Source organism: Cellvibrio sp. pealriver (genome assembly GCF_001183545.1).
Taxonomy (GTDB): Bacteria; Pseudomonadota; Gammaproteobacteria; order Pseudomonadales; family Cellvibrionaceae; genus Cellvibrio.
This window is the reverse complement of sequence record NZ_KQ236688.1, coordinates 4,096,639-4,115,908: the sequence shown is the minus strand read 5'-3', so window position 1 is coordinate 4,115,908 and position 19,270 is coordinate 4,096,639. Positions and strand designations below refer to the sequence as shown.

Below are 19,270 nucleotides of genomic sequence, written 5' to 3'. Positions count from 1 at the left end.
GATAACCAACAAATTGCACCATTAGGTGAACTTAAATTGTGTGTACTTGCGCAGGCGTTTCCACCTGCAACAGATTAAATTGGCTCGCCTGCGGCAACTTCACTTTTAGTTGCTCCTCAATCACATCCAGTGCCCGGATGGAGTCGCACAAGGCCGCGCCGCGTGTTTCAAGCAGAGCTGATTTTGCATTCATCTGCTGCTCCATTTGCTGGCCAAACTTTTCCATCCGCACGCCAAATGCTTCCATATCGCCACCACTGGCCAATACTTCCCTACCCAGGGCTAACAACACATCACCCAATGATTCCTGTACGGATGTTTCAACTATTCGCTCAACACGCGTTGCAAAATAATCACCTAACAAATCGGGCGTGCTATCACCCTTGGCGTTAAACCTGATGGTATTGTCCGGTGAAAAATATTGCTGCACATCACCCTTCAAACCATTCAGTTCATCGCGCAATTGCTGCGACACTTTATTCCCTTCACCCAATAACCCATCAATGGTGATCGAAAGCGCTGTCACTGCCATATTGATGCCTTCCACCGCCACGCCTTTACACCTGCGGCACCAGTGCACGCAACTGCGATTCATACCGGCCCAGCAGTGCGGTTTGTTCGCTATCCAACACCACTGCCACACCATCCACAAACAGGGTGTTGTCGCGGGTAATTTCATAAACTGGCCGCCCTTCTTCCGCAACGCGGATCGCGTCTTTGGAAATACTCAAATCACCCTGCACGTTGATATTGCAGCTTTGGCCGGCCTGCACACTGCAGGCCATTGCCACACACAACCCGGCAACTACGATTTTCATACCCTCACCTTTTGCCTTTAACCTGATTTGCTTTTATCGGACTTGTATTGCGTTTTTTCGCTAGCTAAATCCTGAGACGCAGGGAACGCACAATCAGATTCAGTTGCAATAAAAAATTATTGGCAATTCATGATTCCAACCCATAAACCCCGGCTAAAAACAAGTCTGGAAGTGGCGCGTTATTTGGCGATAATGGTGCCCTTTCCGATTCAAGCCGCAATATGAGCCATTTCGTTATGACCAGTTTACCCAGCATTGCCAAACGCATCGCCGATGAATTAAACGTTCAGGAACAACAAGTTAGCGCAGCCGTAGGGCTACTGGATGAAGGCGCGACCGTGCCGTTCATTTCGCGTTATCGTAAAGAAGTGACCGGCGGGCTGGATGATTCGCAAATGCGTACACTGGAAGAGCGCCTGCGCTACCTGCGCGAGCTGGAAGAGCGCCGCGCGGCGATCCTGAAATCCATCGGCGAACAAGGAAAACTCACGCCGGAACTGGAACATGAGGTATCCATCGCCGATACCAAAAACCGCCTGGAAGATTTGTACCTGCCTTACAAGCCCAAGCGCCGTACCAAAGGCCAGATCGCCAAAGAGGCGGGGCTGGAGCCACTGGCAGAAGCACTGCTAGCCGACCCAACACTCGCTCCTGAAGTAGAAGCCGCCAAGTATTTCAACGCTGAGCACAGCATTAATGATGTGAAATCGGCGCTCGACGGTGCCAAATACATCCTGATGGAAAAATTCAGTGAAGATGCAGAATTGCTCGGCCGCCTGCGTCACTTCCTGCACAACGAAGCCACCTTGTCGGCACGTGCTGTACCCGAAAAAGCCAATGACACATCGCAAGAAGTACAAAAATTCCGCGATTATTTTGAGCACGATGAAGCACTTAAATCGGTGCCTTCGCATCGCGCACTGGCCATGTTCCGCGGTCGCAACGAAGGCGTACTGAGCATCAGTATTAAAGTAGGTGATGAAGAACAACGCATCGGCCATCCTTGTGAAACCATGATCGCCGAACATTGGCAAATTCAGGATAAAGGCCGCGCCGCCGATGGCTGGTTAGCTGAAGTGGTACGCTGGACCTGGCGAGTAAAATTGCTCACGCATTTGGAGACTGATCTGCTGGGTGAGCTGCGCGAAAAAGCCGAAGAAGAAGCGATAAAAGTATTTGCATCCAATTTAAAAGATTTGTTGCTCGCCGCACCTGCAGGCCAAAAAGCCACCATAGGTTTAGACCCAGGCATGCGCACCGGCGTGAAAGTCGCTGTGGTAGATGCAACCGGTAAAGTGCTTGACCACTGCGTGATGTACCCAACGCCGCCGCTCAATAAAATTGCCGAGTCAGAAGCGATTCTGGTTCACCTGTGCAACAAACATAATGTCGGTTTGATCGCAATTGGTAACGGCACTGCATCGCGCGAGACCGAAAAATTTGCCAAAGATGTACTCAAACGCCATCCGGAAATCAAAGCCAGCGCTGTAATCGTTAGTGAAGCCGGTGCATCGGTTTATTCAGCATCAGAATACGCAGCGAAAGAATTTCCGGATTTGGACGTGACTATTCGCGGGGCGATTTCTATTGCGCGCCGCTTGCAAGACCCGCTCGCCGAATTGGTAAAAATTGATCCAAAATCCATCGGTGTTGGCCAATACCAACACGATGTTTCGCAATCGCAATTGGCGCGCTCGCTTGATGCGGTTGTAGAGGACTGCGTAAACGCGGTGGGCGTAGAAGTGAACACGGCATCGGCTGCACTGCTTGCACGTGTATCCGGCTTGAACACTACACTCGCCAATAACATTGTAGAATTCCGCAACCAAAACGGCGTGTTTGCATCACGCGCCGCGCTGAAAAAAGTACCACGCTTTGGTGAAAAAACCTTTGAGCAAGCGGCAGGCTTTTTGCGCGTTGCCGGTGGCGACAATCCGCTTGATGCGTCTGCCGTTCACCCGGAATCCTATTCCGTAGTTGAAAAAATCGCACAGAAAAATAGCCGCGATTTAAAAGGCTTGATTGGCGATTCATCCTTCCTGCGCAGCTTAAAAGCAGCAGACTACACTGACGAAAAATTTGGTGTTCCGACGGTTACCGACATCATTAAAGAATTGGATAAACCAGGCCGCGACCCGCGCCCTGAATTTAAAACGGCGCAATTCCAGGATGGCGTAGAAGAAATTACCGATTTAGTTCCCGGTATGATTTTGGAAGGCACTGTCACTAACGTCACCAACTTCGGCGCATTTGTGGATATTGGTGTACATCAGGACGGACTGGTGCATATCTCTGCGCTCTCACATAATTTTATTAAAGACCCACGCGAGGCGGTAAAAGCAGGCGATATCGTCAAAGCGAAAGTGATGGAAGTGGATGTACCACGTAAACGCATTGCCCTCTCATTGCGTTTGGATGATACGCCCGGTGAAAAAGTAGAGGGTAAAAAGGGTGGCGAGCGCTCACCATCGCAAAACCAACAACGCGCGGCGCAGAAAAATAATCCTGCACCGGCCAGCACCGGCAGTTTGGGTGCTCTGTTGCAACAGGCGATGAAGAAAAAGTAGTTAGTTGTCCACAATAGTCACACCAAGCTGAGCTTGGTGAATGATTAAAAAAGGGAGTCGTCATTCTCGCTGCGCGAGAATGGCGGCCAAGCACGACACTATCTCAATGCAGAAACAATTATGAGCACTTTACCCAACTGCCCCAAATGCAATTCCGAATACACCTACGAAGATGGCGAGTTATTAATTTGCCCCGAATGCGCACACGAATGGCCTAAAAATGCTACCGATGTGGCGAGTGACGATGAATTAATCGTGCGCGATGCCAACGGCAATTTGCTGGCCGATGGCGACAACGCGACAGTCGCAAAAGATTTAAAAATCAAAGGCACCTCCTCCGTATTGAAAGTCGGTACCAAAGTAAAAATTGTCCGCTTGGTGAATGGCGACCATAATCTGGATTGTAAAGTGGATGGCCACGGTGCCATGATGCTGAAATCAGAATTTGTTAAAAAGGCATAATCACAAAAAAGTGGCGCACAAACGCTACACATATAAAGTAAAACCAATTGCATACAGGAGCACGCAATGGAAATTGGTAAAAAAACAATCGCAGCCGGAATTGGCTTATTTTTTCTGGGTGGATTCAGTGTTTATTTAATCATGGCGAGCCACTCTGGTGCAGCACCAGCACCAGCACCAACGGCAAGCCAACAGCCCGCCGCTATGCAAGAAGCCATAGCGCAATTACGCGCGAATAATGCCGCCAATACACCTGAAACTACTGCTTCTGACACTACAGCCGCTGACACAACAATCTCTGGCACAACAACGACATCAAGTACATCACTCCAGACAGAAGAGCAAACTGAGCTCACTCATGATGAGTTTTTAGCCCAAGCAGAAGCGCGCCGCGAACAGCGCTTGATCGACGAGGCAGAAGCAGAGCGGCTTGCAAAACTGCGCGCGATTAAAGAAAAAAGCATGGAATGCAAATTCTGGAAGCAGCAGCAAAAAACCTCCAGTGCTACCGCCAAAATAGAAGAGAAAATTATCCAATATTGCACATTGCAAACGAGTAGCGCGGCGCATTCATCAAATGACACAGAGCACTCAGCTAATAGTGCAGACATGGTTCAAAGCGGAAACAACGGACAACTGTAACGCAAAAACTTGAATGAGGAAGTGCACTTGGGCGCTTAATAAAAATGCCCAAGTGCAAAAAAGCAGAATTAGAAACGGTAATCAACGTTCAACGAAACACCGCTGAGCTCAATACCTTCTGAGTCACCGTCAAATTTGGCATCACCATCAAGAACCATCCGGGCTTCCAAATTAAAGTTCAACTGCGGTGTAACAGGAAAACCAACACCTGCGCCATAGGAAAAACCATTCAAGTTAACAGAATCATCTTCACCTACATCACCATCGAATTTAACCTGCCCCAAGGTATAGCCAAATAAAAGATAGGTTTTAGCGGTATCGTTCGAGCTTTCGGTGCGGTAATAAAAAGACGTATAAAGCAGATCAAGGCCATCTTCTGAACCATAACCTAAACGAGCCTCACCACCGACAAAAGGACTGTGTTTGTAGCCTCCCAAGATCTCACCTGTTGTCCAATCCAGAGAGTCACCGCCTCCATCAAAGCGCATTTTTAAATCTGCCGCGCCTCCACCTACATAAAAACCGCCGGTAGAGTTATCACCCGCAACGGCAACCATCGGTAAACCTAACGCCAAGGCAGCTAACCACTTTTTCATTTTTTTGAGTCCTTTAATGGATGTGTGTTGAGGCGATAGCGTTGTTATCCACCATCATCGCCCAGTCATGTGCGTGAGCATCATACCCAATTTGCCTATAAATTCCAGCCGGAGAGCTTACCCCCACAATCCCAACATACCTTCGTAGGTTAATTTAATTCCCGCCAACAATAAAAAGCCGTAACTGACCCAGTAAAAAATACGGTCAGACACGCGATGATGCAGATAAACCCCCAGCCACACACCCAATGGTGCCAATGGCAAAAGCATCAGCGATGTGAAAAACGAGGCCTGGGTAATTTGCCCTAACCACACATAGGGAATTAACTTAATAAAATTAATGATGGCAAAAAATAAAATGGTTGTTCCGGCAAGCACAGATTTAGAGAGATGTTGCGGCAATAAATAAATTGCCACTGGCGGCCCACCGGCGTGGGCGATGTAACTGACATAGCCGGCAACGCCACCCCAAAAGGTGCCAGCGATTTTATTGGGTTTTTGTTCGCGCAATTGTTCCAGAAATTTTTTGCCCCATAAATAATGAAGCACAAAGTAAATCGATAAAAAACCAATTAACACACGAATCCAATCAGCGTTGGTCATCTCAAATGTCAACGCACCCGCAACGGTGCCGAGCAATGCGCCAGGCAAAAGAATTTTTAAATTGAGTTTGTCCCAGGCACCGCGAAAACTCCACAAGCTGAATGCATCCATACTGCATAAAATCGGCAGCAGAATTGCCGCAGCCAGGCGCGGGTCGATCATTAATGCCAGCAGGGGAACAGCAAGCGTACCAAAACCGCCACCAAAGCCGCCTTTGGACATCCCAACCAGGATCACAACAGGAATAGCGAGACAATAAAACAGAGGGTCAGAAATCATGCCGACAGTCTTTGTAAGAAATAAAAGACACTAGCATGGCGAAGCGGGGGCAATTTATCCAGCGCTATCCTTGCGCAAGATAAAATTTTACGCGCAGCTTGTGCGCAAAGCGCTAATGCAATTCAACCGGATAATAATCGTATTCACAGTAACCAGAGTTGTAATCGCAGATTTCAATAAACAAATAGACTTTTTGCGGGATTTGGTCGATTAACGGGTAAATATCCCGCTCTTGCGCTGCATTACCGCAGGACATAAAAAAGTCTGATGTGTACTCACAAATCAAATTGCCGCTTTGGTCACATGAGCGCCCTGCTCCGCACCACTGTGAATGCACCACAATACTATTTTCAATCGTATTGCGATCATTGATCCGCACAGACACGCGATAATCCTCAAGGCTATCGACATCCCAAAAAACTTCAAACAAGCCATCGTAAAGATAGGGATCTAGAATTAGCGGAGGATGGTTAGGTGTTGCGGTATCGGTATCGTAACTATCGATAATATCGAACGCGCGCAACTCAGGGACGTAGTTTTCATGCGGATCATCGGCTGCAACTGTTTCGCTGCCGCAACCCGATAAAAAATTTACACACAACAGAAGACCAATAGCAGGCAGCAACTTTTTCATAACACAGCTCCGCGGGGGGAATATGGAGCTGATGCTATGACCGAGGCACTGAATGATGCCTGAATAAAAAACTACGCTACTGCATTAACACAACACGACTAAAACAACACGCAGTCGGATAAACATAAGCTGCATAACCGATGCACTGTTAGCGATCAGTGGCGAAAATGCAACGCGGGTTTTAAATTGACAGAACCATCTTCCTCAAGCAACGCATGCTGGGTAGATTCGGCATTGGCAACCACCACAACCGGCTGCATAAACAGCGGCCGCCGCACAAACCACAAATGCCAGCCAAAACTTTCCAGACTGTGCAGCGCGAGCAATTGGGATTCATTTAGATAGCGCCCTATATCGATAGGCACCGCTTTTTGACCCCCGCGCCGATCATCTACAACATGCTGTAAACGTTCAGCTAACGTGGTTTTCAGTGAAGACTTGGATGGGCTTAACTCCGGCATGATGCAACTCCCTTATTTGTTACTGCCTATTGGCTACTGCCTACTGATACCGTCAGTGGCATCAATCACAACATGTGTGACCAACCTCACACCAGTGTCGTGAGAATTATCACGCTTGTCAAAAACCGTGTTGGAATATCCAGCCAGCCCGTAAGCATGCTTTTACATAATGACAACACCCGAAACACCATAAGAGCCGCTAGAATCAACAACCATAACAAGCATAATCACTCGGTCACCCAATCACTCTACTGCAGGATTTTTATAGGAGTTTTCATATGAGTTTCAATAAGTTAGCCAAGCGTCTTGGAGCGTGGACACTTTTCATCAGCAGCGTTTGCTGCACAACTGTGACGGCGGCCGATACAAGCGATTCCCAACAGGTTGCCCAGAAAGTGGAAGCCCTGCGCCAAGCCATGATTGACGGCGACAGCAAGGTATTGCGCAACTTGTCAGCAGCGCAACTGAGCTACGGTCATTCAAGTGGAGTCATGGAAGACCAAGAGGCATTTATTGAAAAAATCAGCAGTGGCAAATCCGATTTTGTCACTATGGAGTTAAGTAACCAAAGCATCCGTATTTCAGGCGATACCGCACTGGTGCGCCACGATTTGAAAGCCGACATCAAGGATGGCGGAGTACCAAACACCATTCATTTAGGCATTTTGTTGGTGTGGCAAAAACAATCCGGCGACTGGAAACTGCTCGCCCGCCAGGCATTCAAGTATCCACCGCAGACAACACTATAATTATCGGGAGAACGCACCATGAAACTTTATGGAAGCTATACATCGCCGTTTGTACGCCATGTGCGCATAGTCCTGCTGGAAACCGGTTTGGCTTGCGAATTTATTGAAACAGACCAGACCGGCAGTGCTGCACAATCGCCCACGCAACGCGTTCCGTTTTTACAGGATGGCGATATTTTTTTAACGGACTCTGCATCGATTATTAAATACCTGCGCGAGCGGGTTGGCCAAGATTACTGCAAAACAGCCAAAGAATTGGATGAGCTGTGTTTGGTAAATACGCTGATGGATGCCACCGTGAATTTATTTTTTATCAAACGCGATGGCGTTGATATTAGCGGCATTCCTTATCTGCAGCGGCAAGCGGCGCGCATCCATACAACACTGAAGGAATTAAACCAATTACCACTGCCAAATTCAGCGCCCTACACCGATGCGCACATACGCCTGGCTTGTTTTATTGGCTGGGCAAAATTGCGCAACCAAGTGGATTTTTCGGTTTACCCCGCACTGGAACAATTTTATGTGAATGCAAATCAGCATCCGCATTTTCAGGCCACACAACCACCACAAAGTTAACAACAAAAAAACAATGCATCTTAAAAAACACCAATAAAAAAAGCGCAGACATTTTAGGGTGTCTGCGCTTTTTAATTGGCATGTTTTAAAGTTATGTTTTTAAAGGTATTTTTTAGCGATATGTTGTACCGGTTTATTAATCAGGCGCTTTATTTAAAGACCGGATTAAATACCGTAAACAATTTTCGGCTTTCGCAATTGGCTTGCCGTGTAATACAAAAATAGTATCGCCAGCAGTATTGCCACAATCCAGGCTTGGAAAAAATGAAATGGCGCAACATCACCACCCAAGAGTAAATCTTTGACCAACACCTGCTGGCTTAGCACCGGCACCCAACGGAACCATTCCTCATACGCACTTGGGTTAAACATTGTATAAAACAGTGGCACCATCGGCAGGAACACCATTAACCCCATATAGGTCTGGGCATCTTTAAAATTACGCGCAAAAAGTGAAATCACAAATTGCAGCGCGGTTGCCAGCAGCGCGACCGATATCAACACCACATACACACAGGCAAGATCAACCACAGACACATCAACGCGCAAGCCCAACTCTTTAAATGGAACGTAAGCGAACGCGACTGCAAGCAATACAACTTCCACCAACAATACGGATAAGGTCAGTGAAAAACTGGTGAACCATTTGCCGATAGCCAATGCAGCAGAGGATGCCGGTGTGATCAGCAATGATTCCAACGAGCGACGCTCGCGCTCACCTGCGGTCATATCTGCGCTGAAACCGACACTGGAAATAAATGCGGTGAGAATTAACAACATGGGCAAACTGGCCATCACAAAGAATCCCATTTTTTCATCGCTGGCGATATTGAGATCGCGGATATACACCGGATTGGTAATACCCGGCGATATACCGCGCGATAACAACCGCAAACTGCCCATGCGTGCATTCCAGTTCCAGATTTGTTGCCGCACAAAATGCAAACTGCCTTGTAATTTGCTATTGGTTGCATCGAACACCAATGCCAACTCAATCGATTCACCGGTTGCAAATTTTTCACGTGCATCGTTTGGAATAATCAACGCATAACCCAAATCACCACGCTCAACTTGTTGGTAAGCATCGTCATCCACCGCGTCTACTTTGACACCGCGCTCTTGCAACCAATCGATAAGGGGAGGCAAAAATTCTGCACCAACTACAGCCAATTTAATCGGCTCACTGGTGGTGGCGCGCGATTGGTTTGACATATGGATAATAAATAACGATGACGCAACAAAAACGCCCACAAAGTACACCGGCATCAACAGCGCCATACGCAAACTCTTGCTATCGCGCAGTGCATCGCACCATTCTTTGCGCAACACGATCCGCATATTCATAAACCATTCACGCATGGGAATATTCCTCTTCCGGTTGCACCAGATTGACAAACGCCTCTTCTAACTGATGGGATTTTCCTACTTCCAATATTTCAGCCAATGAACCATCGGCAAGAATTTTTCCGCGCGCAATCACAATAATACGGTCGCACAAACCACTGACTTCATGCATCAAGTGGCTGGAAAAAATCACACATCGCCCTTGCTGTTTTAATTCATGTAGCAAGCGCCGCACCGCGCGGGTGGTAATCACATCCAAACCATTGGTGGGCTCATCCAATAAAATATGTTGTGGCTGGTGCACAATCGCGCGCGCCAATGCGGTTTTCATTCGCTCACCCAATGAAAACCCTTCCGCGCGCCTATCCGCGATAGACTCCATTCCCAACAATGCAATTAACTGGTCAATCGCTTGCTCCAAAGATTGCCCTGCCATTCCCTGCAATTCACCAAAGTAGCGAATGTTTTCACGCGCGGTTAAACGCTTATACAATCCGGTATCATCCGGTAGCACACCTAATTGCTGGCGCGCCGCATTGGCGTTATCGCTCACCCGAAAATGATTCACCCATACATCGCCCGCACTGGGCTGCAACAAACCGTAAATCAACCGCATCAATGTCGATTTACCTGCGCCATTCAAACCCAACAAACCGGTAATTTCACCGTCGCGCAACGTAAAACTGACATCATCCAATGCCGTAATCACTTCAGGTTGATGCGATTTTTTAAACACCGGCAGTTGAAAACCAGACAGTTTTTTTGCCGCAAAATGTTTACTGAGATGTTCAACACGGATCATGGTTGTTCGCTCCCTGCAGATGATGAGCTGGCTGATTTTTTCTGGTTGGCTCCCAACACCAGCGGCAGTGGTTTGATGTGGCTGACACACTCGCTATTAACACCCTCCATGGAGGCGCGTTCAATAAACTGTGCAATCAATTGCGGGATACAACCTTCAGTAAAAATAGAATGATTGCCACCGCTCGCTGTCAGCAACTGCGCATTGGGAAGGTGTTCAGCAACCGCTTTTGCCCAGGATTCCGGCGTAACCGGATCATGCTTGCCAGACAATAACAGTGCAGGCGCTTCACTTTTTATTGGTTCCCAATAATCAGCAGGCAGTGTTGCTTTGGGCCAAAACTCACAAATCGCCTGCATGTCTTTTACAAAGTGCATCCCAAAAAATGGAGCGCTCTGGGCAATATCGTCAGCGGATATTTGCGGCCAGTCTTCGTTGCAAATCACGCTGTAGCGCATACCTTCCATGATATTCATTTGTTGCATTTGCTCATTCGCCAATGCCGAAAGCGCAGCCAGTAAACGATAATCTTTTTGTTCGGCATAACTGATCGCACGTGGCAATAATACGGTCAGGTCGCGTGAATATAGCGACATAAATAACAGTGATGAAAATGTGCGCGGGGATAGCATCAGGGTTTCGGTTTGCTGATTGCGTGGATGTTCATATGAAATCGATAGAGCGCCTGTGTCAGCTTGTATGGATTGCAAATACTGAAAAACGGATTCCGCTTTTTGCACGATATTGCCAAATTCCGAAGCGCAATCCGGCTGCGCAAGACACTCATCATTCACCGCGTGCAATGCCAACATGGTGTCGCGCGCAAAATATTTCGGCAGCGCAATGCTGACCGGTGCAACACCATCCAGTATGAGCGTGCGTGCGTGCTGCGGATAACGGCGCGAGTACTCTAATGCGACGCGTGTTCCATAAGAACCACCCCAGAGATTGATACTCGTGTAACCCAATGCCTTGCGTACTAAATCCAGATCCTGCGCTGCATAAGGCGTGGTATAAAAACCGCTGCTCCCCGCGTATTTTTCGGCACAGTTTTTTAACAAGCTGAGATATTTTTGATGTTGTTCTGACTCGGGCAAGAGTTGGTCATCTGTACTTAATGATTCGCAGCGCAATGGATTGGATTTACCCGTACCGCGCTGATCCACAAATACCAGATCGCGATTTTTACGTACATCGGCAAAAAATCCGTGAAGTTGGTTCGCCATATCAATCGATGAACCACCGGGGCCACCCTGAATTAAAAACAATGGATCAGTATTAGGCACCGGACTGATTGCCGGTAAGCGCAGAACCGATAATTGAATATCGGCGCTCGCAGGGTCATCCGGATTTTCTTTAACAGATAACTCACCGCACTCGGCACCAAACACCAAAGGCGGCTTCCCGGTTTCCACAAAACCGGGGCAAGCTTTCATAAACCCCGCTTTACCTGCCGCATGCTCTGGTGCGGGGCTGCAACCATAAAGTGTTGTCAGTAGCAGCAAGGCCGCAGAGCCAAACCTGTTTATATTCATTCGCTAAATCCCTATGAAATATTGAATTATTTTTTCGCCAATTGCTCACGCAAACTGGCGAGCAACACTTTATCGGAAATTTCCAATTGCTTCGCAACCAATACCAATTGTTCGATGTGCGGCTGCAAATGCTGCAAGCGGGCATACTCTGAATTGGCACTGTGTTGTTGTGCGGCAACTTGCATAGGCTTGCCGCGCTGGCGCACCAGTACCCCTTCCAATTCCAATTGGCTGTAGGCTTTGGAAATCGTCATGGGATTTACCGCATGTTCAACAGCAAGATCGCGCACCGAAGGCAATTCATCGCCTGCTTTTAATTGACCACCGGCAACCATGCGCCGAATTTGCTCTACCAGCTGGCGATAGATGGGGATGCCGGATTGGGGGTTAAGGGTAAACATTAATTTTTCACCCGATAGAAACTCATGCGACTCCACACCCGCATTGCCCAGTAACGCATACATACCAATACGATCAACATTCCAAGAGTCAGCCGCCAATTGTTTTGCAATTCTAAACCAGCGGCTGGTTGCCAGAATAAACTTAACGAAGTCAGCAGCAATATAAATAGGATAACCATAATGCCAGAGAGCCACCCCAACCAACTCAGGCTGGCAGTTGTTTTGTGGTAAATAATCCAACCAAGATAAAATAGTGGTGCGGCAAATAAACCACTAATCACTACTATGGTGGCTAGAAAACACAGTGATAAGGTATTACCGAACACAAAATTTATGCCCACGATAATGCACAGCATAGCTCCATAGGCAACGCCGACATGCTGAAAATATTGTCTTTCCACGTAATTAAAAAAACGCATGCGCGAACCGTCAAAATAAATCCAGGCACGATTCAGGTTGCGATAAATCAGCACCTGAAACTGTACATTGCGCATGGACATGAACGTAAAAATGATTACTGGAGCCATCTTCAGAAAAAATGCCTCGGTCATACCGCGCAGTAAAAATGAACACAGCAGCACCATCAACAACAGCGCAATCACCTGACCCAATTCGTATTTTAATTGCGCTTTTAATCCATCTGAGGTGCCGATCAATAAGGTTCCACACAGACTTTTCGGTGTGGATGACATCCAATAATTAAACGCTTGTACCACGCCCACTTTTTGCTCCTGCATTTCACGCATTTTTGCAGGCGATAACGTCATATAGTTAACAAGGTATTTCTTGGGAATCCATCGGCACCACCACCAATAGAGCGCGCCCCACACAAGCAACCCCACTGCAATGCAGACAAGGGCATTAATTTGTACCAACTGCTCTACCGCGAAATACAGCAGCCAAATAGAGGCAAAAATAAATGGCTGAAACCCCTGAAAATAAACACTGGTTATTAGCATTGCGGCAGCAATTACTGCCACCAGCGTAATTGCGGTAGCCATACTGGTTAAAAATGGATACCCATTTGGTTTAAAAGAAAACAATAACGCAGAAGTTAATGCAATCAGGCTGTACAGCGACAATAAAATGAAAAATGTTTTACTGCGCAAGCCGGGAATCCATGACAGCTGTTTGCTGCTAACCAGCGACAACATTTGCGGCGGCACCATCACACCAATCAGAATGCTGATCACAACAAGCGCACCACTGCCAATCATCAATACAATCGGCTGGTCAAACCACCATAGCAGTAAACCACCCAGTGCGAGCAACCCCATAAAACCGATAGTCATCCAACGCGTTGCGCGCAATGGGAACATGAGTGTTCGTATCAGCTGCCAATATTGTTGCAATACCAACGGCGCACTCATGTATTCATCTCCAGAAAAATATCTTCCAGACCTAAATACTCGACTTCAACTTGCGCTGAAAATTGTTGCGCAAGCCGCTCGGCACGCTCCGGCTCCCAAGCTTTAAACGTGAGCTGCGCGCGATTGCCGTGAATTTTTTGTGTGAGCAAATGCGGCAAATTAACACTCTCTGGAAATGGCGCATCTGCAACCAAACTGACACGCGCGACCGATTCTTTTAGCGCATCCAATTCACCTTGATACGAAAAGCTACCGTCGCGCAGCATCCACACCTGATTGGCGACGCGTTCCACATCGCTGACGATATGGGTAGAAAAAATCACGGTGCGATTTTCGTCAGCTGCAATATCCACTAATTGCTGCAAAAACTGTCGGCGCGCCAGAGGGTCAAGGCTCGCGACAGGTTCATCCAGAATGAGCAATTCCGGCTCGTGCGCAATCGCCAATAGAATCGATAATTTTTGCCGCTGCCCTACCGACATTTTTCCCGCGGGTGTAGACAATGGAATTAACCACTCATTGAGCAAACGGTTCACCAGCGCATCATTCCAATTACTGCGAAACGTTTTGAATAAGTTGAGATGCTCAACCACGGTAAGGCTCGGCAGCAACTCATCCTGCTGCGGGACAAAACCGATGCGCTGTTTGGTATCGCCAGCAATAGCCGTTGCATCCACGCCCCACAATTTGACCTGGCCGAACGAGGGAAAACCAAACCCCAAAATAGTATCCAGCAACGTAGTTTTGCCCGCGCCATTTTTACCGAGCAAAGCGATAACCTGGCCTGGATAAACATCGACATTAAGGCCATTAAGGATGCTGGTACCACCAATACCGCGCTGGAGGTGTTGTAATGAAATGGATGGGTTCATGGGAACGTCCTGTTTTTATCTATGTGTATCACTACACTAATACACAAAAATAAAAACAGCAACCCGGCCCATTAACAAAATACCAGTCTGAAAATAAAAAACGCCCGGACGTATCCGGGCGCAAAAGAGGGAATCGGTAACGGAATAACGGGCTCAGTGCGAGCCCGTCAGAATCAAGGGGCTAATCCATCCAAACCAATGACAGACAAAGGTGTGGTCAGGTTAGCACCATCGCGCGCGACGGCGGTGTACACCATGCCATTGGCGAAGGTGAGCGTGGCTTTGATCGCTTCAGTTTTGGTGCCGGTTGGGGTGATGATCACATCGTAATTACCTGCCCCGAGCGATACATAACCTGTTTCAGCCTGGAATGGCACATTGCTGAATGCGGGTGTTGCATTAGCGATAGAAGCACCTGCAGCCACCACATAGATGTCCACATTCCCCGCTAGAGTTGATGCATGCACCAAGCGCACTTTCGCCTCAGTCGCCACTTTGCGGTTGTTGTCAGTTAACAGCAGTGGCTTGATGTTCGCCAGCGCATCCACTGCCAACAAGGTGTACTCAGTGCCGTTCGCCAGAGGAACATTGGCATTGATAACAACCGGAGTGGTGGTGCCAGTGGGTACCACTTTGAAGTTGTAGGTAGCCGCAGGCAGGTTCAGATAGTTAGTGAATGACGGGAACGCCAGATTACTTACAGCAGGTGTTGCACCGTCATTCGCAATTACATCTACCGCTGGGGCATTGGCTGATGCATGCACTACACGCAACTTGGCACCGGCTGCTGCATCACTCAATACCGCTACGTTCGCACCATCCAGCACCGCCAATTGAATGGGCGATGAACCAGTACCTACGTTAGGCACAGCACCAATCAGCAGGTCTTTACCGCTGGTGAGCGCAACTGAACCGGAATCGAACACCACAGTGTTATTAGGCAGGGTCACACGGATGCGGTAAGTACCGGCTGGCACTTCCACAGGGCCCAGGGTTTCCTTGAAGGCGAAACTACCCAATGAGGTTGCATCAGAGATGGCATCGCCAGGAGCGGTCACATGGACTTTCACTTCAGGCGCAGCGGCAGCCAAATGCGCGACACGTACACGCACGTTGTTAGCATTGGCGAGCTTGCCCATATCGGTCAGGATCAAAGGCTCAATATTGGCAACCGAGTTGACTGCGATCACGTCGTAACGGGTATTGCGCTCCAGTGCCAGATCCACAGGGCCAATCACTACTGCATTGCCGGTGGGGATAATGCCTTCAACGGCAACGTTGTAGGTGTCAGCATCCAACTCCAGATAGCCAGTCGATTTTTGGTAATCAAGGCCGGAGGCCACGACAGCACCATCCACCCACAGGTTCACTTTGGGCGCGTCAGCAGAGGCGTGGAATACACGCACATGGGTTTTGTTGGGCGCAAGACCATCCAGACCAATAACGCCCAAAGCGGCAGTCAAGCCAGCACCGTCGCGGGCAATCGCGGTATAAACACCACCCGCTTCCAGCGCAACATCCACTTTGATGGCTTCGGTTTTGGTTCCGGCAGGTGCGATCACCACATCATAGTCACCTGCTGCCAGGCTGACATAACCAGTGCTCGCTTTGAAAGGAACTGCAGTGAACGCCGGTGTTGCATTGGCAATACCTGCACCCGGGGCAGTCACATAAATATCAACATTGCCCGCAAGGGTAGAGCCATGCACCAAACGCACTTTGGCTTCGGTAGCAACTGAGCGATTGTCATCGGTCAGCAATACCGGCTCGATAGTCGCCAATGAACCCATTGCAATCAGGGTATAGGCTGCACCATTGGCAAGTGGCACATCGGCATTGATCACCACCGGAGCAGCTGCTGCGTTAGGGGTCACTTTGAAGTTGTAAGTGGCCGCTGGCAGATTGATATAACCCGTTGATTCAGGGAATGCCAAATTGGCAATTGCAGGAGTTGCACCATTGTTCGCGGTCACATCAACCGCAGGTGCATCTGCAGAGTTGTGCACGACACGCAAATCAGCACCAGCGCTCTTGTCGCTGATCATTGCCACAGCATCACCATCCAGTACCGCCAGTTGGATGGGTGATGAACCAGTACCAACATTAGGCACCGCACCAACCAACAAGTCTTTACCCGCGGCAAGGGTTACAGTGCCGGAATCGAACACCACAGTGTTGTCTTCCAGAGTCACGCGGATTTGATAATCGCCCGCCGCTACTTCTACCGCACCCAGGGTTTCTTTAAATGCAAAAGTCCCAAGCGCTGCAGATGAAGCCAAGTCAGCACCGGGCGCAGTAACGAATACTTTTACCGCCGGTGCAGCTGCAGCCAAGTGCGCAACACGCACACGCACTTTGGTGTTATCGCTCAAACTGCCGGTATCGCTCAGCACCAGAGGTTCAATAGCGCTAACGCTGTTGACTGCGATCACGTCGTAATCTGTTTTACCCGCCAAGGACAAATTCACAGGGCCGATAACCACAGCATTACCGCCAGGGATAATGCCTTCCACAGCAACCTTGTAAGTACCTTCATCAAGCGTCAAATAACCAGTTGATTTTTGGTAATCCAACGCAGAAGCCACCACCGCGTCGTTCACCCACAAATTCACTTTGGGAGCATCGGGCGATGCATGGAACACGCGCACCATGGTTTTTTCCAACGGTGTCACGGTGACAGTTGCAGTCGCACTTTTTTTCTTGTCCGCAACACTGGTTGCAGTGACATGATAAGTACCGGCTGCTGCAGGTGCGGTGTAAACACCCGCTGAAGTCACACTACCGCCGTTAGCTTCAACCACCGACCAGGATACCGCTGTGTTTTTGGTGCCGGTCACACTGGCAGTGAAACTTTGAGTTGCACCCGCCTTTATGGTGGCGGTAGCGGGGTTGATCGAAATACTCACTTTATCTTTATCATCATCGCCACCACAGGCGACCATGAATATGCTTAGTAGCACGAGCAAAAAGCCTTTCATTAGCTTCATTTCCTTACCCTCCTACTGATCAACTCAGCAGCTTGTTAATGTGTTATCAAAGGGAATCCCTGCACTTGGTTTGCAAGTGCAGGGCAGCATTAGCGAGTTGATTTACGCGAGGGATTTTTTTAACGATCAATTTACAAACTAAAAATCCAGGAAAGTTGGCCAAATGTGAAAAAGTTCAAATGGAGTAGTAGCAGGAATGATCTGGCAGTTGAGGCAAAGCGTATTGACTATGAGCAAAAAGCTACATAAATCCTAACGGTAAGCGATAATGAGACTTCACATGACAACAACCAAGGCCGTGTCGATGAATGACTCTACCGCCCACAGCGATGCACCCAACTGGGGAGCACTCTTGGCACGCGTCGCCGAGAGCGATGACAAGGCGGCATTCCGTCAGATCTATCAATATTTTGCACCGCGCATTAAAGCCTACGCGGTCAATCAGGGTTTCAGCCAACATGCAGAAGCCCTGGTACAAGAAGTGATGACCAGTGTATGGCGTAACGCCGGAAAATATTCTGAATCGCTCGCGTCGGTTCCCACGTGGATTTTTACGATCACACGCAACCAACGCATCGACATGTTACGTAAATTAAATCGCACCCGCGCAGAAGTGGTGATCGAAACCGAAGAGTTGTGGCAAATTCCAACAGAAGATACCACCATTTGTTCGATCCAGAATTTATCGACTGAAAAGTTTGTGAAATCTGCCATTGCCCATTTACCGGAAGAGCAAATGATCGCGCTGCGCAAAGTGTATTACGAAGGTAAAACCCACGAGGAAGTGGCAGAGGAATTGAATATTCCTTTGGGTACAGTAAAAGGCCGTTTGCGCCTTTCTCTGCAGAAATTACGCGTTATGTTTGAGGCTAAAGAGATATGAGCGCTCATCATCCCGATGATATGACATTGATGAACTATGCTGCGGGCAGCTTGAGCTTACCGCAGGCATTGGCGGTGTCGGTACATCTTTGTTTTTGTCATGAATGCCGCGATCTGGTGAAAAATTTCAATCACTTGGGTGGCGCATTATTGGAAACCATCAAGCCTGCCAGCACCGAAGAGGATGCGTTTGATGCGCTCATGGCAACGCTTGAGCCGCATGACCATTCGCAAGCACCGAAACCCAAGCTGGAAGTGCAGGACGATGCCAGAATTACGCAGCACTATACCAATCCATTGCTACGCTACTTGCCTGCATCGTTACAGGATTTGCCCTGGCAACGCCAAACCAAAGAAATCAGCAAGTTCGATCTCACATCAATTATTAATGTGAAAGGTTTTCAGGTTGCGCTACAAAAAATCAGCGCCGGCGCAAAAGTTCCCACGCACACCCACAAAGGTTTTGAATACACCGTTATATTAAGCGGCAGCTTCTCCGATGAACTGGGCGTGTATTCCCAAGGCGATTTCATCGCCCGCGATGCCACCCACAAACACAGCCCCACCGCATTGCAAAATGAAGACTGCATTTGCTTAACCGTATTAAACGCACCACTGAAATTTACCGGCTGGTATCGGCTATTAAATCCGTTTATGGCGTGGAATTAAAAACACTTCGCAAATAAA

At 48.4% G+C, this 19,270-nt stretch carries 20 protein-coding genes; 7 read left to right on the top strand and 13 right to left on the bottom strand.

Features of this window, described 5'->3' with window-relative positions:
- Positions 1 to 31: 31 nt before the first annotated feature.
- Positions 32 to 553 carry a DUF2884 family protein gene (locus VC28_RS17890; protein WP_049631836.1) on the bottom strand — a complete coding sequence of 174 codons (522 nt, stop codon included), beginning with the start codon at positions 551 to 553 and terminating at the stop codon, positions 32 to 34.
- Positions 554 to 557: 4 nt separating this feature from the next.
- Entirely contained in the window at positions 558 to 818 is a 261-nt protein-coding gene (locus VC28_RS20050) for a DUF2884 family protein (protein WP_049631835.1), read from the bottom strand.
- Positions 819 to 1,039: 221 nt separating this feature from the next.
- Between VC28_RS20050 and VC28_RS17880 the strand changes: the two genes are divergently transcribed.
- The 3 genes from VC28_RS17880 to VC28_RS17870 all read left to right on the top strand — a co-directional run bounded on the left by VC28_RS17880 (position 1,040) and on the right by VC28_RS17870 (position 4,489).
- Entirely contained in the window at positions 1,040 to 3,385 is a 2,346-nt protein-coding gene (locus tag VC28_RS17880) for a Tex family protein (RefSeq protein ID WP_231591847.1), read from the top strand.
- Between the two features lie 120 nt (positions 3,386 to 3,505).
- The gene (locus VC28_RS17875; protein WP_049631833.1) at positions 3,506 to 3,847 is read left to right on the top strand and encodes a zinc ribbon domain-containing protein YjdM; all 342 of its coding nucleotides are present in this window, start codon (positions 3,506 to 3,508) and stop codon (positions 3,845 to 3,847) included.
- Between the two features lie 66 nt (positions 3,848 to 3,913).
- A complete protein-coding gene (locus tag VC28_RS17870; RefSeq protein ID WP_049631832.1) occupies positions 3,914 to 4,489 on the top strand; it encodes a hypothetical protein in 576 nt (191 codons plus the stop codon).
- Positions 4,490 to 4,557: 68 nt separating this feature from the next.
- On the opposite strand, the gene VC28_RS17865 is transcribed toward VC28_RS17870, so the two are convergent.
- From VC28_RS17865 to VC28_RS17850, 4 genes are all read right to left on the bottom strand, one after another.
- Entirely contained in the window at positions 4,558 to 5,085 is a 528-nt protein-coding gene (locus VC28_RS17865; RefSeq protein ID WP_049631831.1) for a porin family protein, read from the bottom strand.
- Between the two features lie 117 nt (positions 5,086 to 5,202).
- Positions 5,203 to 5,967 carry a sulfite exporter TauE/SafE family protein gene (locus tag VC28_RS17860; protein WP_049631830.1) on the bottom strand — a complete coding sequence of 255 codons (765 nt, stop codon included), beginning with the start codon at positions 5,965 to 5,967 and terminating at the stop codon, positions 5,203 to 5,205.
- Between the two features lie 112 nt (positions 5,968 to 6,079).
- A complete protein-coding gene (locus VC28_RS17855) occupies positions 6,080 to 6,601 on the bottom strand; it encodes a hypothetical protein (RefSeq protein ID WP_231591845.1) in 522 nt (173 codons plus the stop codon).
- A gap of 155 nt (positions 6,602 to 6,756) precedes the next feature.
- Positions 6,757 to 7,062, bottom strand: coding sequence for a hypothetical protein (locus VC28_RS17850; RefSeq protein WP_049631829.1), 306 nt, complete (start codon positions 7,060 to 7,062; stop codon positions 6,757 to 6,759).
- Positions 7,063 to 7,340: 278 nt separating this feature from the next.
- On the opposite strand from VC28_RS17850, the gene VC28_RS17845 reads away from it, so the two are divergent.
- Together VC28_RS17845 and VC28_RS17840 are read left to right on the top strand one after the other, a co-directional pair.
- Entirely contained in the window at positions 7,341 to 7,811 is a 471-nt protein-coding gene (locus tag VC28_RS17845; protein WP_049631828.1) for a nuclear transport factor 2 family protein, read from the top strand.
- An 18-nt stretch (positions 7,812 to 7,829) separates the two neighbouring features.
- The gene (locus VC28_RS17840; RefSeq protein ID WP_049631827.1) at positions 7,830 to 8,390 is read left to right on the top strand and encodes a glutathione S-transferase family protein; all 561 of its coding nucleotides are present in this window, start codon (positions 7,830 to 7,832) and stop codon (positions 8,388 to 8,390) included.
- A gap of 165 nt (positions 8,391 to 8,555) precedes the next feature.
- Here VC28_RS17840 and VC28_RS17835 read toward each other — a convergent pair whose 3' ends face one another.
- The 7 genes from VC28_RS17835 to VC28_RS19355 form a co-directional block, all read right to left on the bottom strand.
- Entirely contained in the window at positions 8,556 to 9,749 is a 1,194-nt protein-coding gene (locus VC28_RS17835) for an ABC transporter permease (protein WP_049631826.1), read from the bottom strand.
- Positions 9,742 to 10,536 (bottom strand): ABC transporter ATP-binding protein, encoded by a 795-nt coding sequence (locus tag VC28_RS17830; RefSeq protein ID WP_082191609.1) that lies wholly within the window; start codon positions 10,534 to 10,536, stop codon positions 9,742 to 9,744. Before VC28_RS17830 ends, VC28_RS17835 begins: the two co-directional genes overlap by 8 nt.
- The gene (locus tag VC28_RS17825) at positions 10,533 to 12,071 is read right to left on the bottom strand and encodes an alpha/beta hydrolase (protein WP_231591844.1); all 1,539 of its coding nucleotides are present in this window, start codon (positions 12,069 to 12,071) and stop codon (positions 10,533 to 10,535) included. Before VC28_RS17825 ends, VC28_RS17830 begins: the two co-directional genes overlap by 4 nt.
- A gap of 26 nt (positions 12,072 to 12,097) precedes the next feature.
- Positions 12,098 to 12,472, bottom strand: a complete 375-nt coding sequence (locus VC28_RS17820) for a GntR family transcriptional regulator (protein WP_049631825.1) — start codon at positions 12,470 to 12,472, stop codon at positions 12,098 to 12,100.
- A complete protein-coding gene (locus VC28_RS17815) occupies positions 12,472 to 13,842 on the bottom strand; it encodes a hypothetical protein (RefSeq protein WP_049631824.1) in 1,371 nt (456 codons plus the stop codon). The genes VC28_RS17820 and VC28_RS17815 overlap by 1 nt, the downstream gene beginning before the upstream one ends.
- On the bottom strand, positions 13,839 to 14,714 hold the full coding sequence (locus VC28_RS17810; protein WP_049631823.1) for an ABC transporter ATP-binding protein: 876 nt from the start codon (positions 14,712 to 14,714) through the stop codon (positions 13,839 to 13,841). Before VC28_RS17810 ends, VC28_RS17815 begins: the two co-directional genes overlap by 4 nt.
- Before the next feature lie 173 nt (positions 14,715 to 14,887).
- Positions 14,888 to 17,701: a DUF4397 domain-containing protein gene (locus VC28_RS19355; protein WP_082191608.1), complete on the bottom strand. Its 2,814-nt coding sequence runs from the start codon at positions 17,699 to 17,701 to the stop codon at positions 14,888 to 14,890.
- Positions 17,702 to 17,981: 280 nt separating this feature from the next.
- On the opposite strand from VC28_RS19355, the gene VC28_RS17800 reads away from it, so the two are divergent.
- Positions 17,982 to 18,584 carry a sigma-70 family RNA polymerase sigma factor gene (locus VC28_RS17800; protein WP_049631822.1) on the top strand — a complete coding sequence of 201 codons (603 nt, stop codon included), beginning with the start codon at positions 17,982 to 17,984 and terminating at the stop codon, positions 18,582 to 18,584.
- Positions 18,581 to 19,252, top strand: a complete 672-nt coding sequence (locus VC28_RS17795) for a ChrR family anti-sigma-E factor (RefSeq protein ID WP_049631821.1) — start codon at positions 18,581 to 18,583, stop codon at positions 19,250 to 19,252. The genes VC28_RS17800 and VC28_RS17795 overlap by 4 nt, the downstream gene beginning before the upstream one ends.
- Positions 19,253 to 19,270: the final 18 nt, after the last annotated feature.